The organism is Marisediminicola sp. LYQ134, from assembly GCF_046599635.1.
Taxonomy (GTDB): Bacteria; Actinomycetota; Actinomycetes; order Actinomycetales; family Microbacteriaceae; genus Marisediminicola.
Genome location: NZ_JBKIWP010000001.1, coordinates 452,939 through 477,488 on the forward strand (window position 1 = coordinate 452,939; position 24,550 = coordinate 477,488).

15 protein-coding genes are annotated in these 24,550 nt (G+C 69.5%); 13 read left to right on the forward strand and 2 right to left on the reverse strand.

Annotation, left to right across the window (positions count from 1 at the left end; all coding sequences use genetic code 11):
* Nucleotides 1-15: 15 nt before the first annotated feature.
* From ACLHIH_RS02225 to ACLHIH_RS02270, 10 genes are all read left to right on the forward strand, one after another.
* The gene (locus tag ACLHIH_RS02225; RefSeq protein ID WP_411315083.1) at nucleotides 16-5,901 is read left to right on the forward strand and encodes an Ig-like domain-containing protein; all 5,886 of its coding nucleotides are present in this window, start codon (nucleotides 16-18) and stop codon (nucleotides 5,899-5,901) included.
* A 67-nt stretch (nucleotides 5,902-5,968) separates the two neighbouring features.
* Nucleotides 5,969-6,940 (forward strand): AAA family ATPase, encoded by a 972-nt coding sequence (locus ACLHIH_RS02230; RefSeq protein ID WP_411315084.1) that lies wholly within the window; start codon nucleotides 5,969-5,971, stop codon nucleotides 6,938-6,940.
* Nucleotides 6,937-8,361, forward strand: coding sequence for a DUF58 domain-containing protein (locus ACLHIH_RS02235; RefSeq protein ID WP_411315085.1), 1,425 nt, complete (start codon nucleotides 6,937-6,939; stop codon nucleotides 8,359-8,361). The genes ACLHIH_RS02230 and ACLHIH_RS02235 overlap by 4 nt, the downstream gene beginning before the upstream one ends.
* Complete coding sequence (locus tag ACLHIH_RS02240) at nucleotides 8,358-10,661, forward strand: transglutaminase-like domain-containing protein (RefSeq protein WP_411315086.1); 2,304 nt, start codon at nucleotides 8,358-8,360, stop codon at nucleotides 10,659-10,661. The genes ACLHIH_RS02235 and ACLHIH_RS02240 overlap by 4 nt, the downstream gene beginning before the upstream one ends.
* Nucleotides 10,658-11,644 carry a double zinc ribbon domain-containing protein gene (locus tag ACLHIH_RS02245; protein ID WP_411315087.1) on the forward strand — a complete coding sequence of 329 codons (987 nt, stop codon included), beginning with the start codon at nucleotides 10,658-10,660 and terminating at the stop codon, nucleotides 11,642-11,644. The genes ACLHIH_RS02240 and ACLHIH_RS02245 overlap by 4 nt, the downstream gene beginning before the upstream one ends.
* A gap of 145 nt (nucleotides 11,645-11,789) precedes the next feature.
* Nucleotides 11,790-14,915 (forward strand): FtsK/SpoIIIE domain-containing protein, encoded by a 3,126-nt coding sequence (locus ACLHIH_RS02250; protein ID WP_411315088.1) that lies wholly within the window; start codon nucleotides 11,790-11,792, stop codon nucleotides 14,913-14,915.
* A 228-nt stretch (nucleotides 14,916-15,143) separates the two neighbouring features.
* Entirely contained in the window at nucleotides 15,144-16,352 is a 1,209-nt protein-coding gene (locus ACLHIH_RS02255; RefSeq protein WP_411315089.1) for an ABC transporter substrate-binding protein, read from the forward strand.
* Nucleotides 16,352-17,551 carry an ABC transporter ATP-binding protein gene (locus tag ACLHIH_RS02260; protein ID WP_411315090.1) on the forward strand — a complete coding sequence of 400 codons (1,200 nt, stop codon included), beginning with the start codon at nucleotides 16,352-16,354 and terminating at the stop codon, nucleotides 17,549-17,551. Before ACLHIH_RS02255 ends, ACLHIH_RS02260 begins: the two co-directional genes overlap by 1 nt.
* A gap of 1 nt (nucleotide 17,552) precedes the next feature.
* A complete protein-coding gene (locus ACLHIH_RS02265) occupies nucleotides 17,553-18,464 on the forward strand; it encodes an ABC transporter permease (protein ID WP_411315091.1) in 912 nt (303 codons plus the stop codon).
* A gap of 2 nt (nucleotides 18,465-18,466) precedes the next feature.
* Entirely contained in the window at nucleotides 18,467-19,327 is an 861-nt protein-coding gene (locus ACLHIH_RS02270) for an ABC transporter permease (RefSeq protein ID WP_411316289.1), read from the forward strand.
* On the opposite strand, the gene ACLHIH_RS02275 is transcribed toward ACLHIH_RS02270, so the two are convergent.
* Nucleotides 19,316-20,347 (reverse strand): asparaginase, encoded by a 1,032-nt coding sequence (locus ACLHIH_RS02275; protein WP_411315092.1) that lies wholly within the window; start codon nucleotides 20,345-20,347, stop codon nucleotides 19,316-19,318. The genes ACLHIH_RS02270 and ACLHIH_RS02275 overlap by 12 nt on opposite strands.
* On the reverse strand, nucleotides 20,344-21,717 hold the full coding sequence (gabT, locus tag ACLHIH_RS02280) for a 4-aminobutyrate--2-oxoglutarate transaminase (RefSeq protein WP_411315093.1): 1,374 nt from the start codon (nucleotides 21,715-21,717) through the stop codon (nucleotides 20,344-20,346). The genes ACLHIH_RS02275 and gabT overlap by 4 nt, the downstream gene beginning before the upstream one ends.
* A gap of 58 nt (nucleotides 21,718-21,775) precedes the next feature.
* On the opposite strand from gabT, the gene ACLHIH_RS02285 reads away from it, so the two are divergent.
* The 3 genes from ACLHIH_RS02285 (at nucleotide 21,776) to ACLHIH_RS02295 (ending at nucleotide 24,515) form a co-directional block, all read left to right on the forward strand.
* Entirely contained in the window at nucleotides 21,776-22,285 is a 510-nt protein-coding gene (locus ACLHIH_RS02285; RefSeq protein WP_411315094.1) for an OsmC family protein, read from the forward strand.
* 91 nt (nucleotides 22,286-22,376) lie between these two features.
* The gene (locus tag ACLHIH_RS02290) at nucleotides 22,377-23,363 is read left to right on the forward strand and encodes an FKBP-type peptidyl-prolyl cis-trans isomerase (RefSeq protein WP_411315095.1); all 987 of its coding nucleotides are present in this window, start codon (nucleotides 22,377-22,379) and stop codon (nucleotides 23,361-23,363) included.
* 66 nt (nucleotides 23,364-23,429) lie between these two features.
* Complete coding sequence (locus ACLHIH_RS02295) at nucleotides 23,430-24,515, forward strand: 1-deoxy-D-xylulose-5-phosphate reductoisomerase (protein ID WP_411315096.1); 1,086 nt, start codon at nucleotides 23,430-23,432, stop codon at nucleotides 24,513-24,515.
* The last annotated feature ends 35 nt before the right edge of the window (nucleotides 24,516-24,550 follow it).

The following is a 24,550-nucleotide window of genomic DNA, read 5'->3' on the forward strand; positions in this document are numbered from 1 at the left end:
AGGCGGCGACCCGCCATGAGCAGGTCGCTCGGGTGGACGGTCGCGAGCGGAGTCGTCATCGCGGCTCTCGTCGGTACCCTCGCCGTGGTCTCCGACGGATACGAGGCCCAGCGCTTCGACCTCGGCGACGGCTCGGTGTGGGTCGCGAACGGGGGCGAGAGCGTGGTGGGCCGGGCCAACACCCAGATCGCGGCGCTCGACACCGTCGTCGAGACACCGGGCAACCAGCTCGATGTGCTCCAGTCGGGAGCGACGGTGCTCGTCGCCGACGGGGCCAACGCGACGCTCGGGATCATCGACCCCGCGAGCGCCGAGATCGTCGAGAGCATTCCGCTGCCGCCGCAAGCACCCGAGGTTCTGCTCGAGGGCGACACCGTCGTCATCCACAGTCCGCCCACGGGAGGCGTGTGGATCCGCTCGATCGCCGATCTCGCCTCCTTCGACAGCGAGGTCGAGCCCGACCTCAGTCTCGGCGCCGATTCTCTCGTGTCACTCGAGACCGACGGCACCCTCGCGGCTTTCTCGAGCGACGCGCGCGAGGTCTACACGCTCGACGCGGGCGAGACGGATGCTGTCGAGCAGACGTGGGACGCCGACTTCGGTGACGCCTCGAGCGAGCTTTCCCTCACGACCGTGGGCGACCGCTGGGCCCTCCTCGACGCGAACTCGAACACGATGCTTCTCGAATCGGGCGAGGTCGACCTCGAGCCGCTCGTCGGCGAGGGCACGGCCGTGGTGCAGAACGCGAGCTCGACGGGTTCCGCGGTGCTCGTGGGCTTCGACGGGGGGCTGATCTCGATCCCCCTCTCGGGAGGTGACCCTGCACAACTCGTCGAGGACAGAGCCGGCGCGGCCGTCGTCCCCGTCGTCTCGAACGGATGCCGATTCGCCGCGTGGACCGACGGCTCGCTGTGGCGGGAGTGCGGCGACGGCGCCGAAGAGTTCGCGCTCGCATCGGTTCCGAGCGGGTCGACGTCTCTCGCCTTCGTCGAGAACGGGCGGCATCTCGTTCTGAACGACCCTCAGGGCGGGGCGTCGTGGGCGGTGCAGTCGTCGGGTGAGCTCATCGACAACTGGGCCGAGCTCATCGCGGATCCGACCGACGACCGGGAGGTCGAGGAGAACGACGACGAGGTGCCGCCGGAGTTCGAGACGGAGCAGGTCGCGCCCGTCGCCGTGGACGACGAGTTCGGAGCGCGCCCCGGCCGCGCGAGCGTTCTGCCCGTGCTTCTCAACGACTACGACCCCAATGGCGATGTGCTCGTCATCGACGCCGTCGACCCGCTCGATCCCGAACTGGGCAGGGTCGACGTCATCAACGACAGGCAACGCCTGCAGATCACCCTCGAGAGCACCGCGACAGGATCGGCGACGTTCGGCTACACGATCTCCGACGGTCGCGGAGGCACGGCGACCGCGACGGTCACCGTGACCGTGAGGTCGCCCGAGGAGAACGGTGCCCCGGAGCAAGTGCGCTCGACGACCGCGTCGGTCGCGAGCGGCGCGAGTGTGACGCGAGCGGTGCTCGGTGACTGGGTCGATCCCGACGGCGACACCTTCTATCTCGCCGGCGCGACGACCGCGGCACCCGACCTCGTCTCGTTCAAGCCCGAGGGAACCGTCGTCATCCAGGAGGGTGGGGCATCCGGATCCTCGCGGACCGTCGGCCTCTCGGTGACCGACGGCACCGATGTGGGGTCGGGTTCGATCGCGTTCACGGTGCGCGATCGCGGTGACGTGCCGATCGTCGCGGATCCGTTCGCGGTGGTCGCCTACGCGGGGCAGGAGCTCCGCATCCGTCCACTCGCCCACGTGCGGGGAGGCACGGGGCAGATCCGATTGAGCAGTGTTCCCGAGAAGTCGGGGTCGACGGTCGACCTGTCGACGAACTCGGGCTCGTTCACCTTCACGAGCGAGCAAGTGCGCTCGCACATCGTCGACTACGTCGTGACCGATGGTGACGAGACGGCGACGGGCACCGTGCGCGTCGACGTGCAAGCGCCTCCCGACGCCGGTTCGACGCCCATCACGATTCCCAAGACCGTCTTCGTGCGGACCCTCGAAAGCGCCACGCTCTCGGTGGCCTCGACCGACATCGACCCCGCGGGGGGTGTGCTCCTCGTGACGGAGACCTCGGGTGGCGGACCGGGGACCGGTGTCGCGGCGTCGGTCATCGATCAGCGCGATGTTCGCGTGACCCTCACGGCGCCTCTCGACGACGGCCCCGTGACGCTCGGCTACAGCATCACCAACGGCCTCGCGAGCGCCGACGGCACCATCACGGTCGTCGAGATCCCCGCCCCCGAGCGCTTCCAGCCCCCCATCGCGGCAGACGACAGCATCACGGTTCGGGTCGGCGACGTCGTCGACATCCCGGTTCTCGCGAACGACCAGCACCCCGACGACGAGGAGCTCACCCTCAACCCGATGCTCGTGACCGATCTGCCGCGCGAGTCGGGACTCGTCTTCGCGTCGGGGAGCGTGCTGAGATACCTCGCCCCCGGGGACACCGGCAACTTCACCGTCGTCTACGAGGTCGCCGGTCCCGACGGGCAAGTGGCTCAAGCGGAAGTGGCGATCTCGGTGCGCGAGGTCGTCGTGTCGACCAACGAGGCGCCGACACCCTCGCGTGTCGTCGCGCGGGTCTCTGCGGGCGAGACCGTGCGGGCGCGCATCCCCCTCGCGGGAATAGATCCCGACGGCGACTCCGTGCAATTGCTCGGCCAGGAGTCGAGCCCCGAGAAAGGCTCGGTCACCGATGTCGGGCCCGACTACATCGAATACCTCGCGGGCGAGTATTCGGCGGGAACGGATCAGTTCAGCTACACGGTCATCGACGCCCTCGGTGCTCGTGCGACGGGAACCGTGCGCATCGGCATCAGCCCGGCGACCGACACGGTGCGCAACCCCGTGACCGTCGACGACGAAGTGACGATCGCCCCGGGTAAGACCGTGTCGATCCGCCCCCTCGAGAACGACTTCGATCCCGACGGCGGTGTTCTGAGCGTCGCCGCGGTCGAGGCCAACACCGACGACATCGTCGCGGAGATCGACGGTGACGTCGTCGTCGTGACCCCGCCGGAGGAACCGGGGCGCTACGGGCTCGTCTACACGGCCCAGAACGAGCTCGGCGGTTCGGAGTCGAACTTCATCACCGTCGTCGTCGACCCCGACGCCCCGCCGTCGTACCCCGTCGCGAGCGACACCGTGCTCGGTCTGTCCGACATCCTCGATCGCGACGAGGTGACGGTGGATGTGTTGCGCAACGTGTTCTTCGCCGACGGCAGTGTCCGGTCGCTCGAGGTCTCACTCCTCCCGGGGTTCGAGCAGAACGCCGTCGTGACCGACGGGGACCGCATCACCGTCGAGGTGGCCGACGAGCGTCAGATCATCCCCTTCGCGGTCGCGAACCCCGACGACCCGACGATCGTCGCCTACGCCTTCGTTCGGGTTCCCGGGCTCGACGACTCGCTTCCCCAGCTCGATCGCACGGCGTCCGCCCTCTCGGTCGTGAGCGAGGAGACGATCGAGATCGACATCAACGACCACGTCATCGCGGCGGGGGGTCGCGAGGTGCGGCTCGTCGACGCGGCATCCGTGCAGGCGACGAACGCCGACGGTGCCGAGCTCGTCGTCGACAGCACGACCCTGCGGTTCACCTCGGAGGACACCTTCTTCGGCCCCGCCTCGATCTCGTTCCAGGTGACCGACGGCGAGGACGCCGACGATCCCGACGGTCGCGAGGCGACGATCGTGTTGCCCGTCACCGTGACTCCGCGCGAGAACCAGCCCCCGGTATTCGCGGGAGCGAGTCTCGAGTTCGAACCCGGCGAATCGCGCTCGTTCGACCTCGTGAGGCTCACGACCTACCCCTACCCCGACGACACAGACGAACTCGCCTACTCCGTCGTCTCGGCGCCGCCCGAGGGCTTCGACTTCCGGATCACCGGGTCGAGCCTCGAGATCACCGCGGATGCCGACGCCCGCACGGGTTCGCGAGCGTCGCTCGCGGTCGGCGTGCGCGACGAGGTCTCGGAGGGGCGGTCGGGGCGCATCGAGCTCGCCGTCGTGAGATCGACGCGGCCCCTTGCGCAACCCGCATCCGATTCGGTCGTCGCACCGCGGGGCCGCACGACGGTCGTCGACGTTCTCGCGAACGACTCCGCGACCAACCCCTTCCCGGGGGAGCCCCTACGCGTCGTCTCGATCCGCGGCCTGTCGGGTGCGGCGCTGCCCGACGGCGTGCGAGTGACTCCGAGCGCGGACAACAGCCGTCTCTCGGTCACCGTCGATGACGCCGCGGCACCGATCGATACGAACCTGCAGTACGAGGTCGCCGACGTCACGGGAGACGAGAGCCGGTACGTCTTCGGGCGGGTGCGGATCTCGGTTCAGGATGTCCCCGACGCCCCCGTCGCGCCGACGCGGGCCGACGGCGGCTACGAAGAGGGCCAATTGACCCTGCGACTCACGGCGCCGCAATCGAACAACTCGCCCATCGCGGGATACGAGGTGCGCAGTTCGAGCAACGGCGGCTACTCGCGAGACTGCGGAACGGCGCTCCGGTGCGTGCTGACCGACCTCGAGCCCGGCGCGCGCTACTCCTTCACGGTCGTCGCGAGGAACGCGATCGGCGAATCGGAGTCGAGCCCCGCGAGCGAGCTCCTCGCGGCCGACTACCTCCCCGCTGCGCCGACGTCGGTGACCGCTCGACCGTCAGCGTCGAACCCGTCGGGTGGGGCGCTGCAGATCTCCTGGTCCGCCGTGCCGCGACCGAGCAGGGGAACGGATGTCGACGGCTACACCGTGCGCGTCACCGGGCCGGGAGTCGACTACACGACGACCGCGTCGCGAGGGACGACGTCGATCACGACGAGCGGCGATCGCTCCTTCGCGGCGAACACGCAATACGTCGCGACCGTCTACGCCTTCAACCGGGCGCAAGTGATCAGCGACGCAGACTGGCGCCGCACCTCCTCGGCCCCGGTCACGACCGTCGGCCCGCCGTCGCAGACGACCGGCGGGGTGTCGGCTGTCCTCACGGGCCGCTCCGGCGATATCCGGGTCACGTGGGGCTCGAGTTCGCCGAACGGGGCCCCGGGAGTGGACTACTCCGTCGGGCGGTTCGCCCCGGATCATACCGTTCCGAGCTCGTGTGCCTCGGGAGCGGACCACCCCGGGGTCGCTTCGGGTGCTGCGGGAGTGGCGTCCGGCTGGGTCGACTCGGCGGCTCGGGACGGTTCGAGATACGTCTACGTCGTGTACGCCGACAACGGGCTGTTCTGCACGCCGACGGTCTCCGGCGCGGTCGAGAGCAAGGTCGCTCCGGGCGCCCCGAGCGCTTCGGTGGCCCTCGCGGCCAACGGGGGAACCCCGGGAGCGGGCCAGCTCGACATCCGCGTCGACGGACTGACGGGCGGGACGGGCATCACGGCGCGCTTCGAGGCTCGAGTGGGCGGCGGACCGTGGACGTCGGTGAGCGCCGGCAGCTTCCTGACATCGGCCGCGAACGCGAGTGTCTACGGCGCACCGCAGACGGTGGAGTTCCGCGGGTGCCGTGACAGCAGCGCCGATTTCTGCGGCGCGCCCTCGAGCGGGGAGACCCTGACCCCGATCAACGCTCGTGCCTCCCTCGTCTCGTGCAGCCCCGGCAGCACGCCGACCGCGTCGGCCCCCCGGAACGCGGGGAGCCCGGCGGTGCGCTACCTCTATCAGTTCAACGACGGGGGAGTATTGGGCGACTGGAGCGCGTGGGTCGAGTCGACGGACGCGAGTGCCGTCGTGCCCGATCCGGCGCTCCTCGGAACCGCGGTCACCCGGGCACGAGTACAGGCCGTCGTGACCGTGGACGGCGGCGAGAGCTTCCGCGACGAGGGATACGACGAAGCGGAGTGCCGATGACGACAGCGACAGCGACAGTGACGATGACGATGAAGACAGCACCTGACGAACGACGAAAGACGGCCTCATGACGATGACTCCCGAACAAGCGGGTTGGTTCTCAGCGAATTTCACGAGACTCGTCTCCAACGTCGAGTCGGTGCTGCTCGGCAAGACTCTCGTCGTGCGGTTGTCGTTCACCGCCCTGCTCTCCGAGGGCCACCTCCTCCTCGAGGACTTTCCCGGAACCGGCAAGACGTCGCTCGCGCGGGCGATGGCGCAGACCGTCGCCGGCGTCAACAGTCGCATCCAGTTCACCCCCGATCTGCTCCCCGGAGACATCACGGGAGTGAGCATCTACGACCAGCGCTCGGGGTCGTTCGACTTCCACCGCGGACCGATCTTCGCCGACATCGTGCTCGCGGACGAGATCAATAGGGCGAGCCCGAAGACCCAGTCCGCGCTCCTCGAAGTCATGGAGGAGGGGCGGATCACGGTCGACGGCGTCACCCACGACGTCGGATCGCCCTTCATGGTGATCGCAACCCAGAACCCCATCGAGCAAGCGGGCACCTACCGTCTGCCCGAGGCACAACTCGACCGCTTCATCATGAAGACCTCCATCGGTTACCCGGATCACGCGTCGACCATCCGCATCCTCGAGGGGGCAGGCGCTCGCGCCCACGACACCGTCGTGCCCGCCGTCGCGACCTCGGAGACCATCACGAGCATGGCCGCCCTCGCGCGCACGGTGCACGTCGACCCGTCGATCAACGACTACGTCTCGCGCCTCGTCGAAGCGAGTCGGGGCGCCGTCGAGGTGCGGCTGGGCGTCTCGGTGCGTGGTGCGCTCGCGCTCATCCGCACGGCCAAGACCCTCGCGGCGGCGTCGGGGCGACACTACGTCGTTCCCGACGACATCAAGGTGCTCGCCGAACCGGTGCTCTCCCACCGCCTCGTGCTCGACGCCGAGGCGGAGTTCGACGGGGTCACGACCGCGAGCATCGTGAGTCAGTTGCTCCTCGAGACCCCTCCGCCGAGCGATCGGCAAGCGGTGTGACGCCGAAGGGCATCACCGAGCAGCGACGCGCCGACGACAGCGCACTCCCGGCCCCCCTCACCCGCTCTCGCGTCGACGGCGCGACAGCGACCCCGGGGGGCGCCGCCGGACTCACGAATGCGCGATCGCGCATCGTCGGTGACCGCACCGGGCTCCTCGCCGACATCGTCGTCGGGCTCGTGCGATCGGCTCGCGCGACACGCACCGCCCTGGGTCGCGCCGCCCACGGCATCGCGGATGTCGTGACACCCCTCGGATGGGCGATGGCCGTCGTGGCCCCGCTCGCCCTCCTCGCCGGATACGCGCTCGGGTGGCTCGAGCTCGTCGTCATCGGGTTCGCGAGCGTCATCCTGCTCGCGGTCGCGACGATCTACCTCATCGGTCGCACGACCGTCACGATCGAGATCGAGACGCCGATCGACCACGTCGTCGTCGGTGATCCCGCGGCGGGCACGATCGTCGTGCGCAACCCCGCGTCGCGACGGGTGCTCGGCACACAGATAGAGATCCCCGTGGGCGACGGCGTCGTCGCCGTCGCGACTCCGAGCATCGCGGGCGGCGGCAGTTTCGAGCACCGCTTCGATGTTCCGAGCTCCCGACGCGGAATCGTCTCGATCGGTCCCGTGCGCTCGGTTCGAGCCGACCCTATCGGACTCGTGCGTCGCGACATCGTGTGGGAGGGGGCTCGCGAGCTCTACGTGCACCCGCGAACCGTGCGGCTTCCGAGCACGAGCACCGGCCTCATCCGCGATCTCGAGGGCAAACCGACGAGAGACCTCACCAACAGCGATGTGTCGTTCCACGCCCTGCGCGAGTATGTGCCCGGAGACGAGCGCCGCTACATCCACTGGAAGAGCACGGCCAAGACCGGCACCCACATGGTGCGGCAGTTCGAGCAGACCCGGCGCAGCAGGCTCGTCGTCGCGCTGAGCCTGTCGACGGGAGACTACGCCGACGTCGGCGAATTCGAGATGGCGGTGAGCGCGGCGGCGTCACTCGGCCTCCGCGCCATCCGCGACGCGCGCGACGTCGCGGTCGTCGTCGGCGACGTGACCCCCGCGTTCGCGAAGCGCAAGGTCCTCGGAATCACGAGCCTCCCCGCGGCGAGCCCCCGACGACTCCTCGACTCGCTCTCCGGGGTCGAGCGCGAGGAATCCGCGCTCGGGATGCTCGACACGGCGGCCCTCGCCGCCGACTCGGTGCCCGGCATCTCCGTCGCCTTCCTCGTGTGCGGGTCGACGCCGACCGTCGGCGAACTGCGGGCGGCATCCGTGCACTTCGCTCTCGACGTCGAGGTCGTCGCGGTCGTGTGCGACCCCGAGGCGAGCCCCGGACTGCGCCGGATCGCGGGGCTCACGGTGCTCACGATCGGCTACCTCGACGACCTGCAGCGATCGCTCTCGAGATCGGCGGCGGCGTGAGACGGCGACGGGGTATCGATCGCGCCTACATCGCGACGACCACAGCGTTCGCGTGGCTGTGCGTCGCGATCGCCGCGACCGCGTTCTGGCCCGTCTACGAGTCGTTCCAGTTCGTTCTCGTCGTCGCCGTGACGACGGTCGTCGCGACCGTCATCGCCGTCACGGCCGCCGTCTATCGGCTGCCGGCCCACGTCGTCGGACTCGCTGTCGTCGGAGCCTACGCCGTTCTCGGAGTGCCCCTCGCCGTGCCGAGTCGGGCGCTCTACGGCGTCTTCCCGACCCTGCAGGGTCTGCGCGATCTCGCCGTCGGAACAGCCACGAGCTGGAAGCAGCTCGTCACGGTGACGCTCCCCGTGGGCAGTTTCGAAGCCCTCCTCGTGCCCGTCTTCCTCCTCACCCTCCTCGTCGTCACGATCACGATGTCGGTCGCGCTCCGGTCGACGAAGCCTGCGTGGGCGGCTCTCGGTCCCGTCGTGCTCTTCCTCACGGGAATCGCCTTCGGATCGGCCGTCGCGTTCCTCCCGTTCGTGCTCGCCCTCGCACTCACCGCGGCCACTCTGCTCTGGCTCGCGTGGTCACGCGCGCGCCGGTCCATCGTCGGCCGGAGCGCGGCATCCGGCGAGAACTCGGCCGCGTCGGTGCGCCCCGTGCCGATGCGCACTCTCCTCGCGGCCGTCGCGATCATCGCGGTCGCGGCCGGAGGGTCGGTCGCCGCCGCGACGGCCGTGCCGCCGACGGCGGAACGCGAGGTCGTGCGCACCGCGGTCGAGCAACCGTTCGACCCTCGCGACTACCCGAGCCCGCTCAGCGCATTCCGGAGCTACCTCGAGCCGGGTGCGGCGTCGACCGAGATGGCGAGCGTCGACGGGCTCGAGCAGGGTGATCGCCTCCGCATCGCGACCCTCGACAGCTACGACGGCATCACCTATTCGGTCGGGAGCGATCGCGTCGCGAGCGCCTCGGGAACCTTCTCTCTCGTGCCGTTCGAGTTCGATCAGTCGGCAGTCGAGGGCGACCCCGTCGACATCGAGGTCACGATCGGAGCGTACGAGGGCGTCTGGGTTCCGACCGTCGGGCGACTCGAGAGCGTGAGCTTCACGGGCGCGGGGGCGGGAGCGCTCCGTGACTCGTTCTACTACAACGACAACTCGGGCACGGCCGCGTCGCTCGCCGAGCTCGACGACGGCGACCGGTACGCGCTCAGCGGCGTGGTCCCCGAGGGCTCCGAGTCCGCGGATGTCTCGGACCTCACGCCGGGAACCGCGACGCTGCCTCGGGCTACCGCCCTTCCCGACGAACTCTCCGTGGCGCTCGACCGCTACGTCGACGGTGTCGAGAGCGCGGGCGACCGCCTCGAGGCGGCGCTCGACGGGCTTCGTGCGGAGGGATACGTCAGCCACGGGGTGGGCGACGACGAGCCGTTCAGCAGATCGGGTCATTCGGCCGATCGACTGACCGAGCTGTTCACGGCGACCCCCATGGTGGGCGACGAAGAGCAGTACGCCGTCGCGGCGGCTCTCATGGCCCGCGAACTCGGCTTCCCGGCGCGCGTCGTGATGGGATTCGTTCCCGAGGTGACGTCGGCGACGACGGTCGTGCGGGGCGACGACGTGAGCGCGTGGATCGAGGTCGATACGGCCGAGAACGGGTGGGTGACGCTCGACCCGACCCCCCTGGAGCGCGAGATCCCCGACGAAGTGGTCGAGGAACCCACGCAGGTGGCTCGGCCGCAGTCACCCGTGCAACCGCCTGTCGATGACCAGGATCAGCTCGATGATCAGGTGCCTCCCGACACCCTCGACGACGACACCGAGGAGGATGACGGCGTGCTCGCGTGGCTCGCTTTCGCCGGCACGGTGCTCGCGTGGTTGCTCGTGGCGGCCGCGATCATCGCGGCTCCGTTCCTCGCGATCGTGGGTGCCAAGGTGCGCCGGCGGATTCTGCGCCGCCGCAGTGCCGAACCCGTCGAGGCGGTGACCGCGGGGTGGCGCGAGTTCGAAGACGCGGTCGTCGATCACGGGTTCGACCCTCCGGCCTCGGCGACGCGGTCGGAACTCGCCGCCGTCGTGCCCGGGGGACAGGCGGGCGCCGTCGCCGCCGCAGCGGACCGCGCGGTCTTCTCGCCCACCGGGGCGAGTAGAATCGATGCTGATCAGGTGTGGCGCGCGGTGGACGAATTGCGAGCGGATCTGGATCGGGGGCTCACCCGTCGCGAGCGTTTCTCCGCGGCGGTGTCACTGCGGTCATTCGATTCTCGACGCGGCGCGCGCACGACAGACGAGCCGAGGCGGAGCAGATGAGGTGCGCAGCGTGCGGTGACGAGGTGCCCGAGGGCGCGTTGTTCTGCGGGGAGTGCGGACGCTCGGTGAGCGCCGCCGATTCCCGCGCTGTCGGCCGCCCGCCTGTCGCCACCGAACGGGGAACGATCGGGGGGCTCATCCTCAGCCCGCCGGACGACGCGGGATCCACCGCCGCGGGCGACACGTGTTCGCGATGCGGCGAACCCGTCGGGGTGCACGACATCTTCTGCGGTGAGTGCGGTCATGTCGTTCGCGCGTCGAGTCTCGGATCGTCCCGCGCGGGAGACACGGCGATCATCGACCCCGGCGAGCTGCGGGTGCGTCGAGTGGCGGCAGACGACCGCGCGGCGGCAGGCGATCGTGTCGACCCGGCCGGGTCCGAGCGGTCACCTGCACCTGCACCTGCGCCCGAGCCCGCACCGGAGCCAGCTCCTGAACGCGCACCCCGCGCGGATTCCGGTCGACGTTCTGCGGGGTCACCGCTCATCCAGCCCCCACCGCCCGCCGATCCTCCCCGCCTTCCCACCTCCCTCCCCTCGCGATCGACCCCTCGACCGTTCGTCGCTCCTGTAGCGGCCCCGTTCGTTCCGTCGAGCGACGACGGAGACGACATCGACGATCTCGAGGCGACGCGCATCGTGTCGTCCCGGCGTGGTGGCGAGAGACTCATCCTGCAGTTCAGTACCGGCGAGAGTGTGACGATCACGGGGTCCGCGCTCGTCGGCCGCAACCCGCGCCCCGAGCCGGGCGAGCACTTCGACCACATCGTCAGGGTGCTCGATCCGTCGAGGTCGGTGTCGAAGACACACCTGGAGATCGGTCAGGAGTCCGGTGTCGTCTGGATCCGCGACCGCTACTCCGGAAACGGGTCCGTCGTGCGGGAACCCGAGCGCCCCGCCGTGCGCTGTGACGCGGGAAAACGCTACCGGATCGAACGCGGCACGCGCATCGACATCGGCGAGCAGTTCTTCATCGTCAGCTGACCTCCCCTCCCGTCCCTCGCGCTTGTCGACGGATTCCGCCGGCTGGCGCGACTCGAAGGGAATGCACCGCGTCATCCGCTCCACTGGGTGAGTGCGTTCTCTCCACTCCCGCCTCGCGCGCCCGGGTCCGACGCCGGAGCCGCGAGTGTCTCCGGCCCTCCGACGCACGACCGGGGTCGTGAGCGCCGATACCGTCGTGCTCCCCGATCCCGTCGTCGAGAGCGCGCCGTACACATTTCCGGTCCTCGCGACGGTGGCACCGGTTGCGGGATCGCTCGTCATCTGGTCGATCACCTCGTCGCCCTTCGCGCTCGTCTTCGCCGCCCTCGGGCCTCTCGTGGCGCTCGCGAGTTTCGCCGACTCCCGGTGGTCCAGCGCACGCGCCCGTCGGGTGGACCGCGCGCGCTTCGCTCTCGAGTCCGAGCTCGCGCGAGAGCACATCGAGAGCGCTCACGACGCCGAGCGGGCACGACTGCTCGCGGAGCACGCTCCCATTCACGCCGTCGTCACGAGCGAGCGGCACGATGACGGCGCGTGGCCCCCGCTCGATCACTTCCGCCCCCCGCCGCTCGATGACGGGAGGCCGGGGCCGCTGCTCGTCTCCGTGGGTGCGGGGATCATCCGATCGACCATCAAGATCGAGGCGAGTGCCGCCCGCCGAACGACCGTCGATCCCCTCATCGACGAGCTCCGGCGCGCTGCTGGCTCGCTCGAACGCGCTCCCGTCGTCGTCGACGCGAGCGCGGGGATCGCGATCCTCGCGCGCCCGATCGTCGCGACGGCGGTGGCTCGCGCGATCGTCGCGCGGATTCTGCACCGGGTCGATCCCGCGAGCGCCGTCATCGCCGTCTCGGGCGACACCGAGGGGGAGTGGGACTGGCTCCGGGAGGGGCCGCACCGCGTGGCGTTCGAGCCGACAGGCACACGGACTCGGGGTCTGTCGATGACGGTGATCACCGTGACGGCAACGGCGCGGTCATCACGCGAGTCCGGCGGGGGAGCGGACCTCGTCGCGGTGTTCGTGCCGCGACCGGGTGCCGGGCACGCGACGCCCGGGGTGCCGCGGACTGCCGCCCGGATCCTGCTCGAGTCGCGCCGCGCTCACCGGGGCGCCGTGATCGACCGTGGTGTCGTGGTGGTTCCGTCACGGGGTGGCGGCGACGCGCCGACCGAGGTCGCATTCGATCTCGTGGGCGTCGACGAAGCCGTCGCGTTCGCGCGCTCTCTGCGCTCACGGTGGGAGAGCGAGGCCGGTGCGAGCGCGATCCGCGAGCTGCCCACCGTCGTGGGACTCGCGGACGCTCGCGCCGCGGTGCCGGGGATTCCCGCCGATATCGATACCGGCACCGGCACCGGCTCCGGCACCGGGACCGCGGCATCCGCGACCCTCGCGTGCGCCATCGGTGTGCGGTCGACGCCTCACGGCCAGCCCGAACCCTGGATCGTCGATCTCGTGCACGACGGCCCTCACGCCGTGATCGGCGGCACGACGGGAAGCGGCAAGAGCGAACTGCTCGTCTCGTGGATCGTCTCGATGTGCACGAGCTATCCGCCGGCGTGCGTCACGGTGCTTCTCGTGGACTTCAAGGGCGGCGCGGCGTTCGACCCCGTGCGCGGGTTGCCCCACTGCGTCGGAGTCGTGACCGATCTCGATCGGGTGGCGGCGAAAAGAGCCCTCGAGAGCCTTCGAGCCGAAGTCCACGTGAGGGAGCGAGCCCTGCTCGCCGCCGGGGCGAAGACGATCGACGCTGTGCCGCCGTCGACGGCCCTTCCCCGACTCGTGATCGCGGTCGACGAGTTCGCCGCCCTCGCCCGCGACTTCGTCGAGTTGCACGACCTGTTCACCGATCTGACCGCACGGGGGCGCTCGCTCGGCATCCACCTCATCCTCTGCACTCAGCGCCCCGCCCACTCTCTCAAAGACGCGATCATGGCCAATTGCTCGCTGCGCATCTCTTTGCGCGTGACGAGCGCGGCAGACAGCTCGGCGGTGCTCGGCACTCCGGATGCGGCGACCCTGCCCCGCAGACCCGCGGGCCGCGCACTCGTGAGCGCGGCGCTCGAGCCCCCCGAGACCGTGCACGTCGCCTCGACCTCCGACGCGGACATCGTCCGCGCTCGAGCCGCCTGGCCGGGTTCGGCGCGGCCGAGGAGGCCGTGGTGCGACCCTCTTCCGGGCCGGATCTCGATCGACGAGGTGCGCGCGCTCGGGTCGGGTCACGACGACGAGCCGGCCGGGTCGAGCACGATCGGGCTCCTCGACGTGCCGGAGGAACAGGATCAACCGGCGGCCCGCTGGCACGCTGAGGTGGACGGCGCGCTCCTCGTGCTCGGTTCGGCGCGCTCGGGCAAGACGACGGCCCTCCGCGCCCTGCGACCCGTGACCGGGGAGAGGCTCTGGGTCGAGACCGACACCGAGGCGGCGTGGGACGTCGTGTCAGAACTGGCGGCGGCGATCGCCGAGGGGTCACAGCGCCCCGCGCTCCTCGTCGTCGACGACCTCGACGCCCTCATCGCATCCTTCGGGCGCGAGCACGAGGCGGAGTTCGTCGACAGACTCGCGACCGTCATCCGGTCGGGGGCGCGGTGGTCGATCCACGTGGCGCTCGGCGCCCAGCGCGCGAGTCCCGCGATCTCCGCTCTCGTTGCTCTGTGCGGCTCGACCCTCCTGCTGCGCGCGAGCTCAGCTCACGAACACGTGCTGTGGGGCGGCCGCAGCGAGGACTACGACGGCCGTGCGAACCCCGGCCGGGGAATCTGGCGAGGTCACGCCGTTCAGATCGTGCACGACGGCCCGCCCGCGGTCCCGGTCGCCCCTCATGTGCACGAGATCGCCTTCGACCGGGCGCGGACGACGGCCGTCGTGACGACGCGCCGGGCCGAGATGAGTCGGCGCCTCGCGGGCGTCGAGGGGGTGAGGGTCGTCGACCTCGCGTCCGTCGTCGGAGCAGAGCGTGATGCTCGCTCGCCGCGCGTGACGAACACGGCCTCCCCGGACGCCCCCGGAAGTGACATCGACGTGCAGCACGCGGGAGTGCACTCGATCGTCATCGGCGAGCCGGAGCAGTGGTTCGCCGCGGGAGCGGTTTTGAGCGCGATGCGCGGGCGCGTGACCCTCGTCTTCGATCACTGCTCGTCGAGCGAGTACCGCTCACTCGCCCGCTCGACGGTCGCGCCGCCTCCCCTCGACGGCGCGCGGGGGAGGGTCTGGTCGATCGACGAGAGCGGGCGAACCCGTCGCGCGCGATTGCCCGGGCCCGCCGACGGATGATCCGTGTCCAGTCGACGGCATCGATCCGCCCGACGGTGTGGATCCGGCCCGAGACGCGTGAATCCGTGGCGGAACACCGCCCACAGAGCGGATTTCGTGAAATCTTTGTTTCGATATGGCGCATACGGTCACCCGCACCCACCTCCGCCGCGAGCGGTATGCCACTATCAGTCAACACGGATCGTCGCCGATCCGAATCACTCACCCCCATGTGAAGGAGTGTTGACCATGACCAGACCGCTTCCTCGGGACCCCGTCATCCGCGAACTCGTCGTGCGAGCGCAGCGGGCTCAGCTCAGCCGTCGCGGTCTCCTCGGTGGTCTCGGTGTGGGCGCCGCCGCGCTCACCCTCGCCGCGTGCTCGCCGACCGGCTCGAGTGCTCCGACGGCGGCGACCGACGACTCCGACACCGACCCGACTCTCGCGTGGGCCAACTGGGCCGCATACATCGACGAGGACGACAACGGGGACTACCCGACCCTCGAGCGCTTCCAAGACGAGACCGGCATCGCCGTGACGTACGACATCGCCGTCGACGACAACAACACCTACTACGGCAAAGTGCGCGACCAGCTCCAGCTCGGTCAAGACATCGGCGCCGACCTCGTGTGTCTGACCGACTGGATGGTCAACAGGCTCATCAGGCAGGAATACGTGCAAGAGCTCGACCTCGACAGGATCCCGAACTCGAGCAACCTCGTCGCATCGCTCCGCGACCCCGACTTCGACCCCGGCCGGCAGTTCTCAATGCCGTGGCAGGGCGGTTTCGCGGGCATCTGCTGGAACAAGGAGAAAGTTCCCGGGGGTCTCGAGTCGGTCTCGGACCTGTGGGACCCGTCGCTGCGTGGTCGCGTCGGGGTGCTCTCGGAGATGCGCGACACGATCGGGCTCATCATGCTCGAGAACGGCGTCGACATCAGCGGGGACTTCTCCTCCGACGAGTTCATGGATGCCATCGACGTCTTCTCCCAGCAGGTCGCCGACGGGCAGATCCGCAACATCAAGGGCAACGCCTACCTCGAAGACCTCAAGAGCGAAGACACTCTCGCGGCGATCTGCTGGTCGGGCGACATCACGGTCATCAACGCGGAGGCCGGCGACAAGTGGGAGTTCGCGATCCCGTCGGGGGGAGGAACGCTCTGGAACGACAACTTCGTGGTGCCCATCGGCTCGTCGAAGAAGTCGAACGCCGAAGACCTCATCGACTACTACTACGAGCCCGAGGTCGCGGCGGAGGTCGCCGCCTGGGTCAACTACATCACCCCCGTGGAGGGCGCTCGCGAGGCCGCCGCGGCGATCGACCCCGAACTCGCCGAGAACCAACTCATCTTCCCCGACGCGGACACCTTGGCCCGGGCTTCGATCTTCCGGGGACTCGACGGCACCGAGGAGAGCGACTTCAACTCGGCGTTCCAGGCCGTGCTCCTGGGGTCCTGATGGTCGGGAGTGCTTTCGCCGAGGCGGGGGCCGACCTCGAGCTCGTCGGCATCGAGAAACGATTCCCGGGTTTCACGGCGATCGATGACCTCGATCTCCTCATCCCCGCCGGATCGTTCTTCGCCCTCCTCGGCCCCTCGGGGTGCGGCAAGACGACGACGCTCCGGCTCGTCGCGGGCCTCGACGAGGCGACGAGCGGTCGCATCCTCATCGGAGGCGTCGACGTGACCGAGACGAAGCCCTATCAGCGGCCCGTCAACACCGTGTTCCAGAGCTACGCGCTCTTTCCGCACATGAGCATCATCGACAACGTGGCCTTCGGGTTGCACCGCCGCAAGATCCGCGACGCGCGAGACAAAGCGCACGAGGCCCTCAGACTCGTCGAACTCGACCACCTCTCCGCGCGCAAGCCCGCACAACTCTCGGGAGGGCAGCAGCAGCGCGTCGCTCTCGCTCGCGCGATCGTCAACCGGCCGGCCCTGCTCTTGCTCGACGAGCCGCTCGGGGCACTCGATCTGAAGTTGCGCAGGCAGATGCAGCTCGAGCTCAAGAGCATCCAGGAGGAGGTCGGCCTGACCTTTCTGCACGTGACGCACGACCAGGAGGAGGCCATGACGATGGCCGACACCGTGGCCGTGATGAACAAGGGGCGCATCGAGCAACTCGGCGCCCCGTCAGAACTCTATGAGCTCCCGCGCACGGCCTTCGTCGCCAACTTCCTCGGGCAGTCCAATCTCTTCAGCGGTGAGGTGGCCGGGTCGACGTCGACATCCATCTCGGTGGATGTCGACGGCCACCGCGTGACGGTGCCCACGTCACGAGCTCACCGCCACTCGGGCACGATCACGGTGGGGGTCCGACCGGAGAAGCTCCGTCTCTGTGTCGACGAGCCCGCAGCGTCGTCCGGTGTCAACGTGCTCGGTCCCGGTCGGGTGATCGACGTCTCGTTCGGGGGAGTGAGCTCGCAGTACCTCGTCGCGATCCCGGGGCTCGACCCCGTGGTCGTGTTCGTGCAGAACACGGGCTACGCGCCGCCGACGGTCGAGGGAACCGAGGTCTGGGTCGAGTGGGATGTCGACCACGGGTTCGGCCTCGAGGACGAGGTCGCTCCCGCGCCCCGTTTCGCCGCAGACACCGACACCGCCTCGCTCGCCGTGCAGAAACGGCGCGCGCTCATGTCGGAGCTCGAGGAGTCGTAGCGTGGCCTTCACCGCGTTCTCCACCGCGCCAGCCACGACGGATGCCCCGCGCCGCCGGAGCCGCGTCGCCCTCATACTGTTGCTCCCCGGCATCCTCTACCTGCTGTTGTTCTTCCTCGTCCCGCTCGTCTCCCTCGTGCTCACGTCGCTGCAGGCGCCCGCGGAGTTCGGCGACATCGGGCAGTATCAGTCGGCGTTCCGCTGGGAGAACTACACGGCGGTCGTCGGGCAGTACGGCACCCAGATCGTGCGGTCGTTCGTCTACGCCCTGCTCGCAACCGTCTTCGCGCTGCTCTTCAGCTACCCGCTCGCCTACTTCATCGGGGTCACCGCGAGACCGTGGCCGCTGCTCCAGAAGCTCATGCTCGTGCTCGTCATCGCGCCGTTCTTCATCAGCTTCCTGCTGCGCACTCTCGCGTGGAAACAACTGCTGTCGGATGAATCGCCGATCGTCACAGGCCTCAAAGCGCTCTCACTGCTCGCCCCCGACGCCTACGTCACGGGAACGCCCTTCGCGGTCGTCTTCGGTCTGACCTACAACTTCATCCCCTTCATGACCCTCCCGCTGTACGCGGCTCTCGAGCGGCTCGACCTGCGATATCTCGAGGCGGGGAGCGACCTCTACGCGTCGCCCTTCACGACGTTCCGCACCGTGACGGTTCCGCTCTCGATGCCCGGGATCGTCGCGGGGGTCCTCCTCACCTTCATCCCCGCGGCGGGCGACTACGTCAACGCGAGTCGCGAGTTCCTGGGCGGCACCGGCACGGCGATGATGGGCAACGTCATCGAGAGCAACTTCCTCGTGTCGCTCAACTACCCCGCCGCAGCCTCCCTCTCGATCATCCTCATGGCCGTGATCCTCGTTCTCGTGACGGTCTACGTGAAGCGAAGCGGAACGGAGGACCTCCTGTGACGATGCAGCAGGGCGCGGTGCTCACCGACGCCGTCACGACACCCCCGAGACCCCGGCGCGCGCGTCGGAGTCTCTCTCTCGGCCGCTGGCTCCTCCCGGTGTACACGGCTCTCGCGCTGCTGTTCCTGCTCATACCGATCGCTTACACGTTCGTGTTCTCGTTCAATGATTCGGTGAGGTCGAACATCTCCTGGCGCGGGTTCACGCTCGACAACTGGACCGGGGTCTGTGACGCCCAGGACGTGTGCGAGGCGTTCGGCAACAGCATCCTCATCGGCGTGACGGCGACGATCATCGCGACGACTCTCGGCACCATGATCGCGATCGCTCTCGTGCGCTACCGCTTTCGGGCGAGGTCGAGCATCAGCCTGCTGCTGTTCCTCCCGATGGCGACGCCCGAAGTCGTTCTCGGAGCGGGGCTCGCCGCCCAGTTTCTGAGTGCGGGAGTGCAGAAGGGCCTCGGCACGGTCATCATCGCCCACACGATGTTCTGCATCAGCTTCGTCGTCGTCACCGTGAAGGCGCGAGTCGCGAGCCTCGATCCATCGCTCGAAGAGGCGGGGCGCGACCTCTACGCGTCACCCGCCCAGGTGTTCTGGCGCATCACTTTTCCGCTGCTGCTGCCCGGCATCGTCGCGGCCGCTCTTCTCTCGTTCGCGCTCAGTTTCGACGACTTCATCATCACGAACTTCAACTCCGGTGCCGCCGTGACCTTTCCGAAGTTCGTCTACATCGCGGCGGCGCGGGGGATCCCCGCCGAAGCGAATGTCGTGGCGTCGGGGGTGTTCCTCTTCGCGATCGTGCTCGTGCTCATCGCGCAGCTCTCCTCCACTCTGCGAGCGCGTCGGATGTCATCCCGCTAGCGCGATGGAGCGGATGCCCCCGACGGGTTGCCCGCCGCCGAGCACTCGCTCCGCGGTCTCGGCGGCGACGGCGGCCGACTCGTCGGGGTCGACGAGACCGTGGGCGGCGAGGATGTCGAGGGCCACGGTCGTCGTCGCGCGGAGGTTGCCGTCGAGCATCTTCATGGCGAACCCGGTTCCGTCGGGCATTCCGACGACGAGCACCCCTTCGGCGCCGAGTTTGGCGATGACACCGAGCCTGTCGATGACCACGGTGTTCGACCGCCCCGGCCCGTCGATCGCCCACGGGTGGTCGAGGATCGCGCCCGCGAGTGTCGCAGCGAGCGGGTCGTCCCCGCGCTCGCGTGCCCCGGCGATCCGTCCGATCCCGCGTGCGAGCGCCGTGAGACCGGTCGCGAAGACGGGAGCACCGCACCCGTCGACCCCGACGCGGTCGGGAATCTGCCCGGTGTAGTCGGCGATGGTCTCGGCCACGAGCAGTTGCATCGGATGCTGCCGGTCGAGGTAGTCGCCGGTCGAGAACCCGTTGACACGGCAGGCCAGGAGGAACGCGGCGTGTTTGCCCGAACAGTTCATGGCGATGCGCCGCGTGCCGTGACCGGCCGCGTGCGCGTCGAGCATGGCGCGACGATCGAGGGGCCAGTCGTGAGGGCACCGCAGGTCGTCGGCGACCGCCCCGGCGGCGTCGAGCACGCGTTCGACGACAGCGATGTGGGCGGGTGTCCCCGCGTGGCTCGCGGTCGCGAGCACGAGCTCCTCGCCGTCGAGGGGTGCGCCCGCGCGGAGCGCCGCGAGAGCCTGGAACGGCTTGAGCGACGACCTGCCCCAGACATCCGCGTCGCCGTCGCCGAGTTCGAGAGCGAGCGTTCCGTCGGGTCTCGTCAGCACGGCGGCGCCGGAGTGCCGAGACTCGATGAGCCCCGATCTCTCGAGCACGGCGAGGGGAACGACCCCGTCGGGGCCGAGCGCCTTGCGTGCGGGCGGCGCGGGAGGCGCTCCCGTTTCTGCGACGCCGGTCACGCCGGGTCCGGGGAGAGCGACTCGAGAGCTGCGCCGAGGACGTCGAGGGCCTCGAGGAGCAGCTCGTCGGTGAGCACGAGCGAGGGCAGGAGCCTCACGACGTTGCCACGCGTGCCGGCCGCGATGAGGATGACGCCGTTCTGCAGGGCGAACCTCACGATCGCGGCGACGGAGGCCGGATCGGGTTCCGAGGTCGCGGGGTGCACGAGCTCGATCGCGAGCATCGCCCCTATTCCCCGCACGTCGCCGATGATCGGATGTCTCGACTGCAGCGCCCGAAGCGCGGGGAGCGCGACACCCTCGATCCGGCGGGCACGGCCCTGCAGGTCGAGCGATCGGATCTGCTCGAACACCGCGATCGCCGCGGCGGTGGACACGGGGTTGCCGTTGAAGGTTCCTCCGAGCCCGCCGGGGTGTGCGGCATCCATGATCTCGGCGCGGCCGGTCACAGCGCCGAGGGGATATCCGCCGGCGATGCCTTTCGCGCTCGTGACTAGGTCGGGCACGAGCCCGGAGTGTTCGCTCGCGAACCAGGTTCCCGTGCGGGCCATGCCGCTCTGCACCTCGTCGGCGACGAAGACGACGCCGTTCTCGGTGCACCAGTTCTGAAGGGCGACGAGGTAGCCCTCGGCGGGCACGATGAATCCCCCCTCGCCCTGGACGGGCTCGGCGACGATGCACGCGAGGTCCGCGGCACCGATCGACCTCTCGAGGTGTTCGATGGTGCGGGCGGCGGCCGCGGGGCCGTCGAGACCGTCGCGGAACGGATACGACCCGGGAACACTGTGGATGTCGGGAGCGAACGGACCGAACCCCGCCTTGTAGGGCATCGCCTTGAAGGTCATCGCCATCGTGAGGTTGGTGCGGCCGTGGTAGGCGTGGTCGAGCACCGCGACCGCCGACCGCCCCGTGTGCTTGCGGGCGATCTTGACGGCGTTCTCCACCGCCTCGGCTCCGGAGTTCACGAGCATCGACTTCTTGGCGTGATCACCGGGGGTGTGCTCGGCGAGCAGCTCGGCGACGCGCACGTACCCCTCGTAAGGCGTGATGGTGAACATCGCGTGCGTGAGGCTCGCGGCCTGCGTCGTCACGGCGTCGAGCACGGCGGGGTCCGTGTGCCCGACCGTCATGACTCCGATGCCCGCGCCGAGGTCGATGAACTGGTTGCCGTCGACGTCGACGACGATGCCGCCGTGCGCTCGATCGGCGTAGACGGGCAGCGCGGAGGCGACCCCGCTCGCGACTGCGGCGTCGCGCCGCGCGGTGAGCGCGAGCGACCGGGGGCCGGGGATCGCCGTCAGGATGCGTCGCTCGAGGGGGATGTCGGCGCCGAGGGGAGCAGAGGTGAGGGGGAGTGCGGGATCGGTCATGGTGGATCGAGCGTACTGCCGACACCCGGCCGTGGGGAGGAGTCGGTAGCGTGGCGGGGTGAGCCTCCTCGACCCCGACCACCACTACCGCCTCGACCTCGAATGGACGGGCGATCGCGGCGTCGGCACCACCGGATACCGGTCCTACGGGCGCGACCACGTGTTGCGCGCCGTGGGCAAGAGCGACATCGCCGGGTCGAGCGACCGGGTGTTCCACGGCGACGCCGATCGGTGGAACCCCGAGGAGCTCCTCATCGCCGCACTCAGCCAGTGCCATCTCTTGAGCTACCTCCACGTCGCGACCAACCACGGTCTCGTCGTCGTCGGGTACCGGGACTCGCCCGAGGGGCTCATGAGACAGGACGACAGCGGGGGAGGGGCGTTCGTCTCGGTGACCCTGCGTCCCGTCGTCACCGTCACCGCGCTCGCCGGAGTCGGTGCGGACGCCGCGCGGGAACTCGCGAGGTCGCTGCACGCCGAGGCCGCGTCGAAGTGCTTCATCGCGGCATCCGTGGCTTTCCCCGTGCACCACGAACCCGAGACGGTCGTGGCTGCCGCGTCACACTGAACCGGTAGCCTCGAGGAACAGACCCTCAGGGTCCGCAAATGCTCGTGAGGCACACTTGCCGCTGCCTGAGCCCCCCGTAGAAAGCAGAGCCGTGCCCAAGAAGATCTTCTCGACCGTCCTCATCGCCGGGGTCGTGCTGACCCTCGCCGCGTGTTCGCCGTCGGAATCCGAGACGGCCGAGGCCGGATGCACGCCCACGGCGTCGGGCGCGAGCTCCGACCAGGTCGAGGTGTCGGGCACCGTCGGCGAGGAGCCCGCGGTCGAGTTCCCGACCCCGCTCACCTCGAGCACGACGGAACGCACCGTCGTGACCGATGGCGAGGGGGAGCAGGCGCTCGAGGGATCGACGGTCACCGTCAACTACACGGCGTACAACGCGACGAACGGTGACGAGATCGACGGCACCGAGTACACCGAGGAGACCGCCGCCGAGTTCACGATCGATGAGGCGCGATTCCTCCCCGGCCTCGTGCGGGCCCTCGAGTGCTCCGTGCCCGGCGACCGGATCGCCGCCGTCATCCCGCCCGCGGACGCCTTCGCGGAAACCGGCAATGACGCGTTCGAGATCGGGGCGACCGATTCGATGGTGTTCGTGCTCGACGTCGTGAGCGTCGAAGAAGCGCCCGAGCCCGTCGAGGTTCTGCCGCGCGCCGACGGCGAAGACCAGTCGCTGCCCGACGGGTTCCCCGAGGTCGAACTCGACGAGGACGGCGCACCGAGCATCACCGTTCCCGACGAGGATGCCCCGGCCGAGCTCGAGATCGCGACGCTCAAGCAGGGCGACGGCACGGAGGTCGCCGACGGTGACCTCGTGACCGTGCACTACACGGGCTTCCTCTGGGAGACCGGCGAGGTCTTCGACTCGAGCTGGGAGCGCGGAGAGCCCGCGGCATTCCCGACCAACCAGGTCATCGAGGGATTCAGCGCAGCCCTCGTGGGAGCCCAGGTCGGTTCGCAAGTGATCGCGGTCATCCCGCCCGAGCAGGGCTACGGCGACAACGTTCCCCCGGACTCGCCCATCACCCCCGAGAGCACCCTGATCTTCGTCGTCGACATCCTCGCGACCGAAGCCCAGTAGCGCCGCTCGGCGGCGCACCGACGGCGCGCGGACGCCGCACGGTCGAGCCGGTGCGAGGATGAGGGGATGCGACGCGTCATCATCCTCGGAAGCACCGGCTCGATCGGTGTTCAAGCGCTCGACGTCATCAGACGGAACCCCCAGCGGTTCGATGTTGTCGGTCTCGCGGCGGGACGCAATCGCGACCTCGCTCACGCGCAGGCCGACGAGTTCGGCGTCGCCGACGTCGTGTTCGGGGCCGACGACGCCGAACGGCTCGTGCGGTCGATCGACGCCGACGTCGTTCTCAACGGCATCACGGGCTCGGTCGGCCTCGGCCCGACCCTCGCGGTGCTCGACACTCCCGCGACTCTCGCCCTGGCGAACAAGGAGAGCCTCATCGTCGGCGGCGAGCTCGTCACGAGCAAGGTGCGGCCGGGGCAACTCGTGCCCGTGGATTCGGAGCACTCGGCCATCGCGCAAGCGCTGCGCTCGGGCGAGAAGCACGAGGTCGCGCGACTCATCCTCACGGCGTCGGGCGGACCGTTCCGCGGGCGCACCCGGGAGTCTCTCGGCACCGTGACACCCGCGGAGGCTCTCGCCCACCCGACGTGGGACATGGGGCTCGTCGTGACGACGAACTCGTCGACGCTCGTCAACAAGGGTCTCGAAGTCATCGAGGCCCACTTGCTCTTCGACGTCCCCTACGACGACATCGAGGTCACGGTGCATCCGCAGTCGATCGTGCACTCGATGGTCGAGTTCACCGACGGGTCGACGCTCGCGCAAGCGTCACCGCCCGACATGAGGCTCCCGATCGCCCTCGGCCTCGATTGGCCGCACCGTGTCGCCGGAGTCGGAGCCCCGATCGACTGGACCGTCGCGAGCGAGTGGACCTTCGGCCCCCTCGACGCCGAGGCTTTTCCCGCGGTGGAGCTCGCGAAACGGGTCGGTCGCGCCGGCGCCACGTGGCCGGCGGTCTTCAACGCCGCGAACGAGCAAGCGGTGCTCGCGTTCCACGACGGTCGCATCGGGTACCTCGACATCGTCGACATCGTGACCGACGTCGTCGACGAGCACGAGGCCTTCGCCGTGACCCTCGAGGGTGTGCTCGAGGCGGAGACCTGGGCGAGGAGCGCGGCAGACGAACTCATCGCGCGCCGCTCGGGCTAGGCCGCGAGCGGGAATCGCCTGGCGGGCGCGAGGGC

Coding starts and splice junctions, on each gene's coding strand:
- ACLHIH_RS02245 (WP_411315087.1), top strand. CDS start 10,658: ATGAGGTGCGCAGCGTGCGGTGACGAGGTGCCCGAGGGCGCGTTGTTC.
- ACLHIH_RS02270 (WP_411316289.1), top strand. CDS start 18,467: ATGCAGCAGGGCGCGGTGCTCACCGACGCCGTCACGACACCCCCGAGA.
- ACLHIH_RS02230 (WP_411315084.1), top strand. CDS start 5,969: ATGACGATGACTCCCGAACAAGCGGGTTGGTTCTCAGCGAATTTCACG.
- ACLHIH_RS02225 (WP_411315083.1), top strand. CDS start 16: ATGAGCAGGTCGCTCGGGTGGACGGTCGCGAGCGGAGTCGTCATCGCG.
- ACLHIH_RS02260 (WP_411315090.1), top strand. CDS start 16,352: ATGGTCGGGAGTGCTTTCGCCGAGGCGGGGGCCGACCTCGAGCTCGTC.
- gabT (WP_411315093.1), bottom strand. CDS start 21,717: ATGACCGATCCCGCACTCCCCCTCACCTCTGCTCCCCTCGGCGCCGAC.
- ACLHIH_RS02255 (WP_411315089.1), top strand. CDS start 15,144: ATGACCAGACCGCTTCCTCGGGACCCCGTCATCCGCGAACTCGTCGTG.
- ACLHIH_RS02295 (WP_411315096.1), top strand. CDS start 23,430: ATGCGACGCGTCATCATCCTCGGAAGCACCGGCTCGATCGGTGTTCAA.